Below are 15,325 nucleotides of genomic sequence, written 5' to 3'. Positions count from 1 at the left end.
AGTAATTTCTGATACGTTCATTCAGTTTATGAATGCTTCTTATTTTCATGGATAATATAATTCGCACGGTGGCGTGCTGTTTTTTATTTCTGCATAAGCTTTTTTCGGGTCATATATACGAAAGATGATCCTGTAAACATTTTCCCGCCCGCTTTATTGGGAAAGATTTTCCCCTCCCCATGGGGCAGATCTTTCCCTCTGCTTTTTTTCTGTTGCTTTTCTTCGTCTGCATCAAGAAATCATTTTTTCCAAAAATTCTTTATAAACAACGTGTTGTGCGTGTCTTTTTTATAAAAATAAAGATTCGCCTAGCTATAGGCATACCCATTGCAAACCTTCGTGCAGAGCAAACCTTTAATAACTTGGCAGGGGGGATATTCGGAAAATAGGCTGATATTTACATGAGCATAACAAGGCATTTGGCCGATTGTGGTTCTCGGAGGTTGGTAGTGTGCAAATATCCTGCGCAGAGAAATTTCCCTTATGGGACATGTGAGAATCGCTACCGCATGGCCGTGCCTGTACCAGAGTCGTGGATTCCACATGGTTCCGCGTCTTAGTAAAGACGAGCGGATACCTGTCGGAGTGTAACACAGGTAATGCCCATGATGCTCAAACAAGTATCGGTAGTTATCCGGGTTGACCGGCTGATAGCTGGAAGTCGAACTGTTCCGGAGGGTCTCTTATGGCTTAAAAGTTTAAGCGGATTATTAAATAAAGTAAACCAGTAAAAGCTAAGAGTGGAAGGACCCACTCAGGCGAATTTTATAAGTAATTCAAGGAGGAATTATTATGTCGCTCGTAATTAATCATAACTTGATGGCCATGAATGCCAACCGTAACTTGGCAGAATCGTATGGTAACCTCGGTGTTTCAACCCGTCGTCTGTCTTCAGGGCTTCGTGTTGGAACCGCTGCTGACGATGCTGCCGGTCTGGCAATTCGCGAACTTATGCGTTCAGATATTAAGTCTCTGAACCAGGGTATCCGTAACGCAAACGACGCCATCTCCATGATCCAGACTGCTGATGGAGCACTCGGTGTTATCGATGAAAAGCTCATCCGTATGAAGGAACTTGCCACTCAGGCAGCAACCGGTACCTATAACTCTGACCAGCGCTTGATTATTGACTCTGAATATCAGGCAATGGCTTCGGAAATTACCCGTATCGCCAATGCTACCGACTTCAACGGAATTCACCTGCTTAACGGTAATATGTCCGGTGAGGTAAGCGCTCATGACGGTTCCGGTCTTAAGTCCAACGGTCCTGTAAAGGTCCACTTCGGTACCGGTAACGATTGTGCAGAGGACTACTACTACGTCTCAATCGATACCTCCACAGCTTCAGCTCTCGGTGTCGGTATGGGAGCGAATAACTCCATCTCTACACAGGAGTTGGCGCAGAAGTCTTTGGATAGGCTGAATAATGCTATTATCTCCAAGGATAAGATCCGCGCAAATCTCGGTGCTCTCCAGAATAGACTGGAAAACACCATTACCAACCTCTCTATTCAGGCTGAAAACGTTCAGGCTTCGGAATCCAGAATTTCCGATGTGGACGTAGCGACTGAAATGACTGAGTTCACTAGGAACCAGATCCTTACCCAGTCCGCAGTAGCCATGCTTTCCCAGGCAAACGGTATGCCCAGGATGGCCATGCAGCTCATCGGTGGCTAATAATCACAGATGGGTATCATATAGCTCAGAAAGGGAGGTCCGTTACGGCGGATCTCCCTTTTCGCTTTTATTAAAAAAGAATTTTGTACTGTCTACAGCGCGATGTTTGGATTAAAGTTGTTCCGATTTAATTTTTTTGAGAACTATGTATTTTGATGGTGTTCCAATAGGGTGGTTCTTTACTTTTTTGGAAGAATGACTTAAATATGCGCTCTGAAATCGATTATGCAGATACAATCCTGCCGTTTGTCCAGTCTGCGGACGGAATCCATCCGGTTCCTCTTTTCAGTTTAATAAATGACTCGAAACGCCGTCCGGCAATACTTGTTGTTTTTCTTTAATACACAGGTATCCATCCACTGCGCAGCCCTAAGGATCCGGAGCTGTGCAAGCAACAAAGGAGCTCCTTTTGTCTACAAAAACAGTATATTTTATCGAAGGCGACGGAATTGGTCCAGAAGTTTGGGGTGCAGCCCGTCCCGTTATCGATGCCGCGCTTGAAAAAGCATACAGCGGTGATAAAAAAATCGAGTGGGTTGAACTTCTTGCCGGGGAAAAAGCTTATAAAGCTACCGGTGAATATCTGCCGCAGGAAACCCTCGACACCCTTGCCAAGGCTGAACTGGCTATCAAGGGCCCTCTGCAGACTCCCGTAGGTAAGGGCATCCGTTCCCTCAACGTTACTCTGAGACAGGTCTTTGATCTCTACGCCTGTATCCGTCCTATTCGTTATTTCGAAGGTATTGAATCCCCGGTAAAGAGCCCCGAAAAGGTGGACATTGTTGTTTTTCGCGAAAACACCGAGGACGTTTATGCCGGAATCGAATGGAGCTCCGATTCTCCCGAAGCCAAAAAAGTAATCGACTTTTTGGTTAATACTATGGGTGCCAAAATCGATCCTACTGCCGGCATCGGCATCAAACCCATCACACCTGCAGGTTCCAAACGTCTTGTTCGCCGCGCAATTGATTACGCCATTGACCAGAACCGCGAATCCGTAACTCTGGTTCATAAAGGCAATATCATGAAATTTACCGAAGGCGGTTTCCGCCAGTGGGGCTATGATCTTGCAGAAGAAGATTATGCCGGAAAAGTTGTCAAAGAAGGCGAAGACGCAGCAGGCAAAGTTGTAATCAACGACCGCATTGCCGACGCTATGTTTCAGGAACTTCTGATGCGTCCTGAGCAGTACAGCGTTGTCGCTACCACCAACCTTAACGGAGACTATCTTTCCGATGCTCTGGCCGCACAGGTTGGCGGACTCGGTCTCGCTCCGGGCGTAAACATGGGTGATAAACTTGCTATCTATGAAGCAACTCATGGTACCGCACCTACCATCGCCGGTAAAGATCTCGCAAACCCCGGAAGCATTCTTCTTTCCGGTGCTATGCTGCTGGAAAATAACGGCATGGGCGAAGCAGCAGATCTGATCAAGAATGCTGTTGAGAAAGCACTCGCCGCCAAAAGAGTTACTGTTGATCTCGCAAGTCAGATCAGCGGTGCCGAGCAGGTCGGTTGTAAGGAATTCGGTGAGATTATTCTCGCAAATCTGTAGTAGAACCTGAAAGGATTTACTCAGTAATTTCTGAGACTGAAAGTATAAGCCCTCCCTGTATATTTACAGGGAGGGCTTTTTTTTGAAAATCAGGGAAAATAAAAATTATTCAACCTTATATCTGATGCCATCCGGCGATTGTTTCAGCATGATCAGATTGTTCGGGCTGTCTATTTCAGTCGATGTAATCTTTAATTTTTCGAGGTTGTAGACATCCGGGATGGTTCGTATGATCAGTTTCATCTTTTCGAATCCTCCAAGAAATTTTTTTTTCTCTCCGGGAATCAACCTGAATTGGGCCACGCTGACCATGCTGTCCGCGATTGTGACTGACCCGGCGACAGGATATTTGCAGGTGTTCTGTATTGTCAGAGCCTCGGACGGAGAGGCAGTGAAAATTACCGCAATAAATGAAAGTATTATAAGTAAGTTGTTCATTTTTTAACTGGGGGTTTTATGTACAGGTTCAATGTGCACGATTGTTCCAGGATAGGTATATTATAATTTGTCAAGCCTGAGTTCTGATCATAATTTTAAATGTATAATCGTAGAGGTGAGTGGTTACTTTGAGCGTAATTATGTTCCCTGTTGACTATAGTAATATCTTACGTAAAGTGAGCCCGTTGAAAACAACGTTATAATACATATCGGAGACGTTCTATGCAAAAAATAATATTTTTTTTGATTTTTATAATTTCTGCCTGCCCTGTGTTCGCAGCTGAACAGAAGGCGCCTGCAATGCCTCCGGCACACGTGGCAACATCTAAGTCTTTTGCCGGACAGGTAGCCCCCGAATCTTCTTATATCGGTACAGTCTATTTTTCCGAAACTTCAGATGTTGCATCCGAAGTGAGCGGTAAGATTGTAAGAGTCAGGGTTGAAGAAGGCGATGTTGTCAAAAAGGGCGATGTTCTGATCCAGCTCAGTTCCGACCTTTTGAGTACTGAAATTCGTGCCGCCAAGTCTGCTTATGCTGAGGCTAAGGCCAATTATGATCTTGCCAAACGTAATGATCAGCGCATAACCCAGCTTTTTAAAAGCGGTTCTGTCCATGAGGGCGAATACGACTCCAAGCGGTTCAAAGCTATCGCCATGGAAAGTGAACTCGCTTCTTCGCAGGCTAAATTACGCCGCCTGCAGCTCCAAATGGAAAAGAAGACCATACGAGCCCCTTTTACCGGTATTGTACTCAAGCGTTCAGTTTATCTGGGTGAATGGCTTTCAGTCGGGGACGATGTTGTAAAGCTGGGCATGAATACAAGTTACGATGTGGTTGTTAACGTTCCGCAGGATGTTGCTCAGGTAGTAAAGCCCGGACTTGAAGTCGGGATTACTGCAGGCGGCAAGGAATATAAGGGCGAAGTCTTTGCCGTTATTCCGCGTGGTGACGTAGCCAGTCGAACCTTCCCCGTTAAGATCAGAATCATCAGCAATAACGGTTTCCAGCAGGGTATGGAAGCTCGCGTTTCCCTGCCTAACGGACTTGCGAGCGATACTGTTGTGGTCCCTCGTGACGCAGTCATAACCCTGCGCGGCACTACCATGGTCATCGGTGTTATCGATGGTAAAGCACAGCCTTTCCCGGTAAAGGTCGTCGGCTTTAAAGGTATGAATGCCGGTGTTCGCGGTCAGGGACTTAAGGCCGGAATGGATATCGTTACCAAAGGTAACGAAAGATTAAGACCCGGACAGCCCGTAATCATTGATAATAAATAGCCCGGCGGGCCGGAGTAATTTATGGATTTTGTAAAATTTTCAATTGAAAAGCCTGTTTCTGTACTGGTTGGTGTCATTATGCTGGTTCTTTTCGGCGGACTGGCACTTACGGGGTTGCCGTATCAGCTGTCACCATCCGTAACAGAACCGGAAATTACAGTTGAAACAAATTGGAGTGGAGCGACTCCCTATGAAATTGAGCGTGACATCATTGAAGAGCAGGAAAAAGTGCTCAAGGGTGTCACCGGACTTACGGAAATGGAGTCCGAATGCTTTGACAGTTTCGGTCGTGTTGCTCTTCGTTTCAAAATAGGTACAAATATTGATGATGCCCTGCTCAGGGTTTCTAATAAATTGAACGAAGTCAGAAAATATCCTGCGGATGCCGATCGTCCTGTAATTTCTGCAACCGGTGCTTCTGCCTCCCCGGTAATCTGGATGATTCTGCGGACTCTTCCTGACAATAAAAAGCATATTAATGAATTCGCCACCTATTTTGAAAATGACGTGCGGCAGTATCTTGAGCGCGTTAACGGTGTTGCGGACCTCTTCGTCGGCGGTGGTACTGAAAATGAGATGCACGTTATCGTCGCCCCGGAAAAGCTGGCGGCTTATAACTTGACAATCGATAAGATCACCAAAGTACTGCAAAGCGAGAATGCAAACGTTTCAGCCGGTAACCTCGGCGTCGGACGTCGTGATTACCGCATTCGTACTACCGGTGAATTCAAAACTCCCGAAGATATCGAGAATGTGGTCATCACATCTTCCGGTCAGCAGAGGGTCACCCTCGGCGACGTCGGTAAAGTTGTGCCCGGCTTCAAAAAGCAGACAGTTGCCATGCTCCATAACGGTATCCCCGGTATGGCTATCGGTATTAAGCCCGAGCCCGGTTCCAACGTGCTGGAAGTAACGAAGAATGTGCGCAAGGTCGTAGAAGATCTTAATGCAGGAATTCTGGCCGACAACGGCATCTTCCTGGACTGGGTTTACGATCAGGCCCCGTACATCAACGGCGCTATTGATCTGGTTAAGCAGAATATTATCATCGGTGGTGTGCTGGCGGTTATTGTGCTGCTGATTTTCCTGCAGTCTTTTTCCGCCACGATTATTGTAGCCATCGCGATTCCTATCTCTGTAATCGGTTCATTTATTGTTTTCGGAGGTATGGGCCGAACCCTGAACATTGTAAGTATGTCCGGGATATCATTTGCGGTCGGGATGCTGGTGGATAACGCCATTGTTGTTCTTGAAAATATCGACCGACACCGCGGTATGGGGAAATCTCCTTATCGGGCGGCCTACGATGGCGCCAGCGAGGTCTGGGGAGCGGTACTTGCCTCAACACTCACAACTGTCGCGGTCTTCCTGCCGGTTGTTTTTATCGAAGAGGAAGCAGGGCAGTTGTTTAAGGATATCGCTATCGCGGTAACCTGCGCTATCTCCCTGTCCATGTTTGTCTCCATCTTGGTAATCCCCATGCTGGCCAATCAGTTTTACTCTATTTCCAAGAGAAAAAAGAAGGTCAAGAAGAATATACTTACTGCGATGGGCACCAAAAGTTCCGACTGGATTATGGGTCTGCTGGATCTTGCAATTCGCAACTGGGTAAGCAGATTAACTACTGTTGCAATACTTGTTGCAGCCTCCATTTTGCTGGTTGTTTCATTTTTCCCGAAGATGGAATATCTGCCGCAGGGTAATAGAAACCTTATTCTCTCAATTCTTATTCCGCCGCCGGGCCTTTCTTTTGAAGAGCGTGATTCTATCGGGCAGTATATCGCTGCTCAAACAGAGCCGCATATGCATAAAGAGAAAGACGGACTGCCGTCAGTAGAACAGCTTTTCTACGTTTCCGCGCCGGACATCAATCTCTTCGGTGCCATCTCCGGAGATGAAGAGCGTCCTGCCGCGCTGATTCCGCTGTTCAACCGGATAATGAATTCTATTCCCGGTATGTTCGGGGTCAGTATTCAGGCGTCCATCTTTGAAACTGGACTAGGTAAAGGGCGCATGGTCGCTGTTGATTTCAGCGGTCCGCAATTACCTAAACTCATGGCTGCTGCCGGTACAATGTTCGGCATGGCCAAACAGGTAATGCCGAACGCTCAGGTCCGGCCAATTCCTTCCCTTGAGATGCTTTATCCTGAAGTCCGCATCGTGCCGGACCGTGACCGCCTGCGTGCCGCCGGTATGTCCAGTGAGGAACTGGGCGAGGCCCTTGATGTACTCATGGATGGTCGTAACATCGGTGATTTCAAGGAAGACGGTAAAAAGAAAATCGATTTGAACCTGATGGCTTCGGAGAAACAGGTTGATACTCCGGAAGCTCTCTATGAATCTCTGGTGGCTACACCACAGGGATGGGCAGTCCCGGTTTCGTCTCTTTCCCATCTGGAAAGAACCTACGGCATTACCCAGATTCGTCATCTTGAGCGGCAGAGGACCGTTACCTTGCAGATCACTCCGCCTAAGACCATGCCTTTGGAGCAGGCTATGGATATTATCCAGACCCAGCTCATCCCCAAAGTCAAAGAGATGGGCCTTATGGACGGAGTTAATGTGCGTATGTCCGGTGCTGCTGATAAGCTGACCCAGACCCGTGAGGCCATGCAGTGGAACTTCATGCTGGCGGTGGTCATCACCTATCTGCTTATGGCGGCTCTGTTCGGTAACTTTATTTATCCGTTCATCATTCTGCTGACCGTGCCTCTCGCAGGTGCAGGCGGGTTCCTCGGACTGAAGCTGGAAAACCTCTTTATCGCTCCGCAGCCGCTGGATGTTTTGACCATGCTCGGCTTTGTTATCCTGATCGGTGTTGTTGTTAACAACGCGATTTTGATCGTTCACCAATCCTTGAATAACGTGCGTAACGAAGGTGTGGAACACCGTGAAGCCGTTTTGGAAGCGACCCGTTCAAGGTTGCGCCCGATCTATATGTCGGCCACAACATCCATTTTCGGTATGCTTCCGCTGGCGATTGCGCCCGGTCCCGGTTCCGAACTTTACCGAGGTCTTGGAGCGGTTGTGCTCGGCGGTCTGGCCTTGTCCACGGTATTTACCGTGTTCATGATTCCGGCCCTGCTTATGTTCTTCATCAAGATGGAGAAAATCGGCGGCGGTGAGGCTGAGGCGTAGTAGAATTAAAGGCGGTATGCAGAAATAAAACTGATCATACTGTTGAGAAACATAGGATCACTGGCTAGTTATATTCCCACCGGCGTTGAATGCGTCGGTGGGAATTTTTATATTAATCTTTTAGGAATTCTCCCGTACATACTTCTCTAGTCGATCCATTCCTTCCGCAATATTTTCCATTGAATTAGCGTAGGAAAAGCGGATGAAACCTTCAGCCCCTTCGCCGAAATCAATGCCCGGAGTAACTCCGATTCCAGCCTTTTCGAGGATATCAAAGGCCAGTTTTAGAGAGCTTCCGTCGAATTTTTTTGCGAGGTGCTTCATATTGACCAGTACATAGAATGCTCCGGTGGGTTCAACTTTAATATCAAAGCCGATTTCGCGCAGCCGTTTGAGCAGGAACTTACGGCGATCATCATAGATGCCCTTGATACGATTTACTTCGTCCCACGATTCGGTCAGCGCCGCTATACCGGCATACTGCGCCATGGTGTTGGCGGAGATAAAGAAGTTCTGGCAGAGCTTCTGCATGGGGCGGATATACTTTTCCGGTGCGATTATATAACCCAGCCTCCACCCGGTCATGGCAAAAAGCTTTGAGAATCCGTTGAGCACAAAGGCGTGATCCGTGTACTCAAGTATGGTGTGCTCTTTTTCTCCGTAGACAAGGCCATGATAAATTTCATCGGAAATGATCCATGGACCCATTTGGGCGATTTTTTCCATCCTTTCCGGCGAGAGCAGAGTTCCTGTGGGATTGGAAGGGGAGTTGATCAAAATGGCTTTGGTGTTTTTGTCGATCGCCTGTTCTATTGCTTCCGGACGGTATTGAAAGCCGTCTTCTTCAAAGGTGCGGACAGTATTGGCTTCGGCCCCGGAAAAGGAGATGAAATTGCTGTAGCAGGCATAGCAGGGGTCGGACAGGATGATATTGTCGCCCTTATCTAATATGAAAGTGAAGAGCAGCAACATCGCCGGTGAAGTCCCCTGCGTGATGATAACGCGGCCGGGATCGACGTCTACTCCGTACGTTGTCTTGTAATATTTACTGACAGTCTCACGAAGTTCGGGGATTCCGAGACTGTGCGTATAGTGGGTTTCGCCTGCTTCCATGGCTTTGATACATGCTTTTTTCACGCATTCAGGCGTATCGAAGTCCGGTTCGCCGATTTCCATATGAATGATGCTGCGGCCCTGGCGTTCCAGTTCCTGCGCTTTTTCCAGAACGTCCATGACCAGAAAAGGGGTAATTTCACAGGCCCTTTTTGAAATACATTCCATTTTTTGCTCTCCGTGGGGTGGGATATGAGGCGCTATGCGCTGATACTTAGTGAAGTGGCCTCCGGCGGCCAAAGGAGCTAAGCCCCTCTGGGATCCCTAATAGGGGGAAGGTCTTTATTCGTCTAACGAGCTATATACTTATTGAATCCTTGGAGCGCAACCGGGCTTGTCACAATCTGTTTTTCGTGCTTGTGTGCATGGCGTTGATAAAGTAAACACCCGCTAAAAGTCATGAATATACTCTTAATCGATAACAACGACAGTTTCACAAACAATCTTGAGCATTTGCTGGCTCATGAAATTGCACAGGCCTTGATTACAGTGCTTCCGTATACAGAAGTGCTGGGATGCGAAGATGCATTTGATTACGAAGGCTATGATTTAATTATCATTTCTCCCGGACCGGGAAGTCCTGCTGATTATCCGGGTTATGAAAACGTAATTGAATCCGGCCTGCCTGTTTTGGGGATTTGTCTGGGCATGCAGATTATTAACGAATGTTTCGGTGGCTGCACCTCCCGATTGGATGGTTGCTTTCACGGCAGAACTGAACGAATTCCTTTTAACGGGCGGAAAATTGACGTGGCCCGTTATCATTCGCTCTATTGCAGGAGATTGGGGCAGGGACTGGAGCTGATCAGCGAAAACAGCCAGTTGATTCCTATGGCTGTGGCACACACGAATCGACCTCTGCTGGGATATCAGTTTCATCCTGAATCATTTTTAACCGAGCAACCCGGAGTTTTTATTGAATTCGCCCTTAATTATTTCGGACTCATGTAGCTTTGAGCGTTTCCGGGAGATAGCCTTTTACTCTGCGCGTGAGCATAATTCGGATGTGTTGCTAGGTTCTCCGAATTCCTCAGGCTCATGCTTGAGCTATATAGGCTTCAAGCCGCAGAGAGAGTTGGTGCTGCCGCACTCTCTTTGCAGTGATGATGTTCGTTTACGCATGAAAAAATTCTGTTTTACTGAGAGCGCTCCAGTCATAGGATATCTTTCCTATGAGCTGGGCCACGAGTTGCATGGGGTGGGAAGTAGCAAGGTTAGTGAGTATCCGCTGCTGCATCTAAAAAAATATAGTGCTGTGCTCATTCATGACAGTGGTAATTCGTCCCTGAAATGGCTCTCCGGAGATGAATTATCTCGCCCGGAAATTATGACATCTCTGGAAAAAGCCGGCTCTGTGCCTGATATTAAATTGCCGTCCTTCGGCGGTAAAGATATCATTATGTCACTGAATAAAAAAGGATATGAAGAAGGGGTGAAGCGCGTTCTGGAATATATCCGTGACGGGCTGACTTACCAGCTTAATCTAACTACGCACTTTAGAATGCCGGGTGGGGATCTTGATCCGGTACTCTGGTTTTTTGCACTCCATAAACGTTATCCTGCACCTTACTATGCCTTATTTCGCAGTGGCGAAAAGGTGATAGTTTCCACCTCCCCGGAACTTTTTTTAAGGGTTGATGGGGGGCGTGTGCTTTCTGAACCCATTAAGGGAACATTGAGCTTTGATGTTTTTTCCCGGGAAAAAGTTGCGTCGTTAAAGAATTCTACGAAAGAAGATTCGGAGCTGTCCATGATAGTGGATTTGATCCGGAATGATATTTCTGCGGATTGCAAGTACGGATCAGTGGTGGTTGAGGACCATAAATCCGTGTTTGCTGTGGATAATCTTTTACAGATGTTCAGTCGGGTACGGGGCGAATTGGCAGCGGGGCACGATTGCATTGATTTGCTTTTAAATGCTTTTCCCGGCGGTTCAATCACCGGGTGTCCCAAAAAAAGTTCCATGGAGCTTATCGATAGGCTTGAACCGCACGTGCGCGGTCCTTATTGCGGGGCCGTAGTACTTATCAACGGACCGCAGGATATGGTAGCTTCAATCCCGATCAGAACCGCGGTTTATGATCAGAATTCACAGGAATTGGATTACTGGGCCGGGAGTGGTATTGTCATTGATTCAGACCCTGAGGCTGAGTACAGAGAAACCATTGCCAAGGCCGGCAAAATATTAGATTCGGAGTCCTTATGATTTATTTTAGAAATGGTGAACTTAACGAAAACGAAGTCAGGCTTGACCTTACCCAGCCGGCATTCAGGACAGGGTGTGGTTTTTTTGAAACACTCTGCTGGAACGGAGGCAAAATATGTCATCTCGATCTGCATCTGGAAAGGGCCCGTAAGAGCCTTGCCGAATTTTCAGTAGTTGAAGAAGCGCCGGATTATGAATCTGTAATTCGTGAAGTGATTGATGCCAATGGGCTGATAAATAAATTTGCCAGGGTGAATATCTTTTTTCCGGTAGAGCAGGGGATTACCTCTCCAATAATCTGTGCAGCCGCTTTTGACTATATCCCTCAGAGAATTTGGACTCTCAAACCTTGTCCTAATATTTTCCTCTCACCGCTTATGGCGCATAAATCAACAAACCGGATGAATTATCTTAATGCATGGGAAGACGCTAAGAACAGCGGGTTTGATGATGCCTTGCTACAGGATTTTGCCGGTAATGTGCTGGAGTCCTCATTTGCTTCACTACTCTTCAGATCCGGTGATGCTTTTTTCGAGCCGCAGACAGAATACAAACTTCCGGGTACTGCCCAGCAGGTTGCGGCCCGTTACATCAAGATAGATTCTGCTGAAATCAAACTCATGGATGTCGATAAGTTCGATTACGTATACGCTCTTAATTCATTGGGCGGGATGATTCCTGTAACCGCTATCGGAGAGGTCGAGTTTGAGGCTGACTTTAGGACATCTGAGGAGCTTAGTGAGAAGATATTAGATTTTAGATTATAATATGAAGACTGTTTCATATAGCCTATGCCGTTGGTTAGATGATAATAGGAGCTGACGGTATTAAATTATGAATACAGATAAAGCTAAATATTCAGTCCTTTCGTGTGGGGCAAAGGATAATCTGGGGCTTCAGCTTGGCGAGAGTGTCAACATTGAATTGTTTACAACTCAGGAACGTCTTTGGGGAGAGGTCGTGGGGTTTAAACCCGGGGTGTTTCTTTCGGTCTGGCTTCCGACGTTGAGAGAAGTGGATTATAAAAGAACGCTGACCGATGATCCGGAGGTGACAGTCCGCGCCAGATGCAGAGGCTGCTTCATATGCGGTTTTCGCTCGACGGTTACAAGGGTCATGAAATATCCATATCCCGTCCTTTATCTGAGCTATCCAGAATCTTTCGAGAAGGTGAGCCTGCGCCAGAGCACACGTGTAGAATGTTTTCAGCCGGTACGTATCTTTTTTAAAGGAAAAGAGTTGCACGGTGTTTTCAAAGACATTTCAAAGGGCGGAGGAAGGATTTCGTTTACCATTCCCGACGGGAACATTTTTTTGAATTCTGCCATTGATCAGGCTGCAGGCTTTGCTTTCAGGGTTAATGGAGAAGGACCGGAAATAGGTGGAACCGGAATCGTGCGAAATGTGGACAGCAGACAGTCTAATGTCTCCATCGGATTTAAATTCAGCGAGCTTCCAAAAGATTCAGAGGGGGAGTTGGAACAGGTTGTCAAACTTTTCAGCCTGCATTCCGGCGCTGCATAAAGTTCTCAGCATCGCCTGCTGCTGATTATGAAACCAGCAGATAATCCCGTCCCATCACATAGCCTCGATCATCCAGAAACCGGGCAACTTCGTCCCGCGCACCCCAACTTGCAACGTATGAGAGCAGGAATGTATCTCCGGCGGGCGGAATCTCCTCACGGTGGAGGACTTTTTTGCCGTGGATGAACATTCCAACCTTGCGCGGGTCCACGTCAACGTAGAACGCTGTCTCAACTCCCATGCTTTCAAGTATGCGGTACCGCTTGCGGGAGGTACGTCCGGAACCGATAATTCCCACTTTAGGATATGGTCCGATCCGTCTTTGCAGCCAGCGGAACAGGTATTCGCTTTTGATGCCGTAGAAGGCTTCAACCGTATATTTGGGATGGTTGCGTGAAAGTCGGTCCGGCGGATCATTCCAGATCAATAATTCTTCATCAACCTTACGCATTTTTACCCCGGCTTCCAGCCAGCGCAGCACCAGTTCGTAATCTTCGGGAAAATCACCGTCCCGGAACGGGCCATATTGGCTGATAAGCTCCCGGCGCATCATGATGGACGGATTGGCGAAAGGAAATTCCACAAAACGGTTCAGCGATATCTCTTCAGCATCGACCAGTGTATTTATCCAATCCACATAATGAGCGTAGCCGCCGTTTTTATCGCGGTCTCCGCCGAATCCGACGCGGCAGGCCGTTAATCCCGTTTCCGGGTCACTATCCAAAAGATCTGCCTGTTTTTTTATGCGTTCGGGCAGGGCCTTATCGTCGGCATCCATGCGCGCGATGTAGGTGCCGGAAGCCGCTTCAATAGCTGCATTCGCGGCACCGACAACTCCCTGATGTTCAAGAAATAACAGTTTCAGGCGTGAATCCCTGCTTGCGTAGTTTTTAAGGATTTCGACGGTATTATCAGCAGAACCGTCATCAACTGCGACAAGCTCCAGATCTTCAAAGGTCTGGCTTAAAATGCTTTCAATTGCCTCTCCGACAGTGGATTCGCAATTGTAGCAGGGCATAGTCACCGAAACCTTGGGCTCGCTCATGCCTTTTCTGCCTCAATAGATTCCTGTAACTGCCGCTTAAGCCTGCAGATGCTACATACTCCGGCTGAAGTGGGGTAACCGCATTCTGTGCAGGGATTAATTTCGTAATCCTTTTCTTCCTTTTCCAGAGCGGAGAAAGCGGGCTGTCCTCTATCAAGGAATCCCTTGTAAAATGAGCGCTTGGTGCCGGGACTGCGCAGTTCCATATCCCGCCAGAGCTTTTTATGCCCGGTGAAGCTGGCCCCGGAACTGAACGGGCAGGGCAGATGGTGATAAGGGATTTTGGCCAGAAAAGAGAAGATCGCACTTTCATATTCAGTAACCCTGAATAAAGGCTTAACTTTTTTAGCGAAGCCGTTTTCAGCCGGCAGTACAGGCCCCTGATCGGACAGATAGCCCTGATCCCAACGCAGGGTGTTGGCAAATAGACGGGCTACTTCGTCGTCCAGATTATGACCGGTTGCGAGAGCTGTGTAACCTTCTTCGATCGCGACTTTATTGAAATAGTGCCGTTTGAATTTTCCGCAGATGGCGCAGATGGGGCGGCGGATGTGCTTCTTAATCAGCGGCATCGGCACGCCTTCCTTCTCCAGCTCTACCACCCGTAGCGGGTAGCCTTTTTCCTTGCAGAAATCCTCGACCACAGTGCGTGCGGTTATGGAAGACCCAAATATCCCCAGATCAATGTGCAGACCGGTTACATCGTAGCCCAGTTCGGCTAGAGCGTACATGAGTCCGAGTGAATCTTTCCCGCCGGACAAAGCGACCAGCACTTTGTCATCGGGGGTAAGCAGTTTGCGTTTTCTGATGCCCTCGGCAACCTGACGCATAAAAAATTTATTAAAATGTTTCTCACAGAACGCAGCGTTATGGCTGGGCAGGGAAACTACAGCCTTTTCTTTGCATACCTTACATTTCATATGATTAACCTACGGAAATTACTTTTCTTAATTCTATCTCATCACCCTGGAATATGCGTTCATCCTGAGTGAGGAGTTCTCCATTACGGATTACCAGCGCGTCGGTATGATGCAACCCTTGTTTGTTAAGCAGTTGCAGGACGGTATTAAGCTTTGTGTACTCTATTGTCTGGCCTTCCGGTTCGATTTTGACAATTACCATGGGCAGATTCCTTTTAATTGATTATGTGATATGATCATGTCCGAGGCTTTGGGAATTAGCGTTTAAGTCTGTTTTCAGCAAGCTTTTCCTACTATGGCGAGATAGAATTTTTCGGTTTGAGGTTACAATAAACGAAAAATTTAAAAAATTGCAGCCAGATTGGTAAAAGACTGTTATTTTATGATAGATTTAATTCATGGCCCGGAAGTGGCAAACTGCCGGATGGCAT

At 47.4% G+C, this 15,325-nt stretch carries 13 protein-coding genes; 8 read left to right on the top strand and 5 right to left on the bottom strand.

Annotated features, from left to right (window positions below):
- The first annotated feature begins 792 nt into the window (after window positions 1-792).
- Window positions 793-1,677, top strand: coding sequence for a flagellin (locus tag ACKU35_RS18190; RefSeq protein WP_319761541.1), 885 nt, complete (start codon window positions 793-795; stop codon window positions 1,675-1,677).
- 409 nt (window positions 1,678-2,086) lie between these two features.
- Window positions 2,087-3,232, top strand: coding sequence for an NADP-dependent isocitrate dehydrogenase (gene icd / locus ACKU35_RS18185; protein WP_319761539.1), 1,146 nt, complete (start codon window positions 2,087-2,089; stop codon window positions 3,230-3,232).
- 105 nt (window positions 3,233-3,337) lie between these two features.
- Here icd and ACKU35_RS18180 read toward each other — a convergent pair whose 3' ends face one another.
- A complete protein-coding gene (locus ACKU35_RS18180) occupies window positions 3,338-3,670 on the bottom strand; it encodes a hypothetical protein (RefSeq protein ID WP_319761537.1) in 333 nt (110 codons plus the stop codon).
- Between the two features lie 222 nt (window positions 3,671-3,892).
- Between ACKU35_RS18180 and ACKU35_RS18175 the strand changes: the two genes are divergently transcribed.
- Both ACKU35_RS18175 and ACKU35_RS18170 read left to right on the top strand, forming a co-directional pair.
- Window positions 3,893-4,948, top strand: a complete 1,056-nt coding sequence (locus ACKU35_RS18175; RefSeq protein WP_319761535.1) for an efflux RND transporter periplasmic adaptor subunit — start codon at window positions 3,893-3,895, stop codon at window positions 4,946-4,948.
- A gap of 21 nt (window positions 4,949-4,969) precedes the next feature.
- Window positions 4,970-8,086: an efflux RND transporter permease subunit gene (locus ACKU35_RS18170; RefSeq protein ID WP_319761533.1), complete on the top strand. Its 3,117-nt coding sequence runs from the start codon at window positions 4,970-4,972 to the stop codon at window positions 8,084-8,086.
- 120 nt (window positions 8,087-8,206) lie between these two features.
- Here the strand turns inward: ACKU35_RS18170 and ACKU35_RS18165 are convergent, their stop codons facing one another.
- Window positions 8,207-9,367: a pyridoxal phosphate-dependent aminotransferase gene (locus ACKU35_RS18165; RefSeq protein ID WP_319761531.1), complete on the bottom strand. Its 1,161-nt coding sequence runs from the start codon at window positions 9,365-9,367 to the stop codon at window positions 8,207-8,209.
- 231 nt (window positions 9,368-9,598) lie between these two features.
- On the opposite strand from ACKU35_RS18165, the gene ACKU35_RS18160 reads away from it, so the two are divergent.
- From ACKU35_RS18160 to ACKU35_RS18145, 4 genes are all read left to right on the top strand, one after another.
- Window positions 9,599-10,150 carry an aminodeoxychorismate/anthranilate synthase component II gene (locus ACKU35_RS18160; protein WP_319761529.1) on the top strand — a complete coding sequence of 184 codons (552 nt, stop codon included), beginning with the start codon at window positions 9,599-9,601 and terminating at the stop codon, window positions 10,148-10,150.
- Window positions 10,116-11,405: an anthranilate synthase component I family protein gene (locus ACKU35_RS18155; RefSeq protein WP_319761526.1), complete on the top strand. Its 1,290-nt coding sequence runs from the start codon at window positions 10,116-10,118 to the stop codon at window positions 11,403-11,405. The genes ACKU35_RS18160 and ACKU35_RS18155 overlap by 35 nt, the downstream gene beginning before the upstream one ends.
- Entirely contained in the window at window positions 11,402-12,172 is a 771-nt protein-coding gene (locus ACKU35_RS18150; protein ID WP_319761524.1) for an aminotransferase class IV, read from the top strand. Before ACKU35_RS18155 ends, ACKU35_RS18150 begins: the two co-directional genes overlap by 4 nt.
- A gap of 67 nt (window positions 12,173-12,239) precedes the next feature.
- On the top strand, window positions 12,240-12,929 hold the full coding sequence (locus ACKU35_RS18145) for a PilZ domain-containing protein (protein ID WP_319761522.1): 690 nt from the start codon (window positions 12,240-12,242) through the stop codon (window positions 12,927-12,929).
- A gap of 25 nt (window positions 12,930-12,954) precedes the next feature.
- Here the strand turns inward: ACKU35_RS18145 and ACKU35_RS18140 are convergent, their stop codons facing one another.
- The 3 genes from ACKU35_RS18140 to ACKU35_RS18130 are packed head-to-tail and all read right to left on the bottom strand — an operon-like array spanning window position 12,955 to window position 15,096.
- A complete protein-coding gene (locus tag ACKU35_RS18140) occupies window positions 12,955-13,974 on the bottom strand; it encodes a glycosyltransferase (protein WP_319761520.1) in 1,020 nt (339 codons plus the stop codon).
- On the bottom strand, window positions 13,971-14,894 hold the full coding sequence (locus ACKU35_RS18135; RefSeq protein WP_319761518.1) for an ATP-binding protein: 924 nt from the start codon (window positions 14,892-14,894) through the stop codon (window positions 13,971-13,973). Before ACKU35_RS18135 ends, ACKU35_RS18140 begins: the two co-directional genes overlap by 4 nt.
- 4 nt (window positions 14,895-14,898) lie before the next feature.
- Window positions 14,899-15,096 (bottom strand): MoaD/ThiS family protein, encoded by a 198-nt coding sequence (locus ACKU35_RS18130; protein ID WP_319761516.1) that lies wholly within the window; start codon window positions 15,094-15,096, stop codon window positions 14,899-14,901.
- Window positions 15,097-15,325 lie beyond the last annotated feature (229 nt).

Source organism: Maridesulfovibrio sp. (assembly GCF_963676065.1).
GTDB lineage: Bacteria > Desulfobacterota > Desulfovibrionia > Desulfovibrionales > Desulfovibrionaceae > Maridesulfovibrio.
Note: the sequence above shows the minus strand (reverse complement) of the source record. Positions and strands in the feature narration are given on the sequence as shown.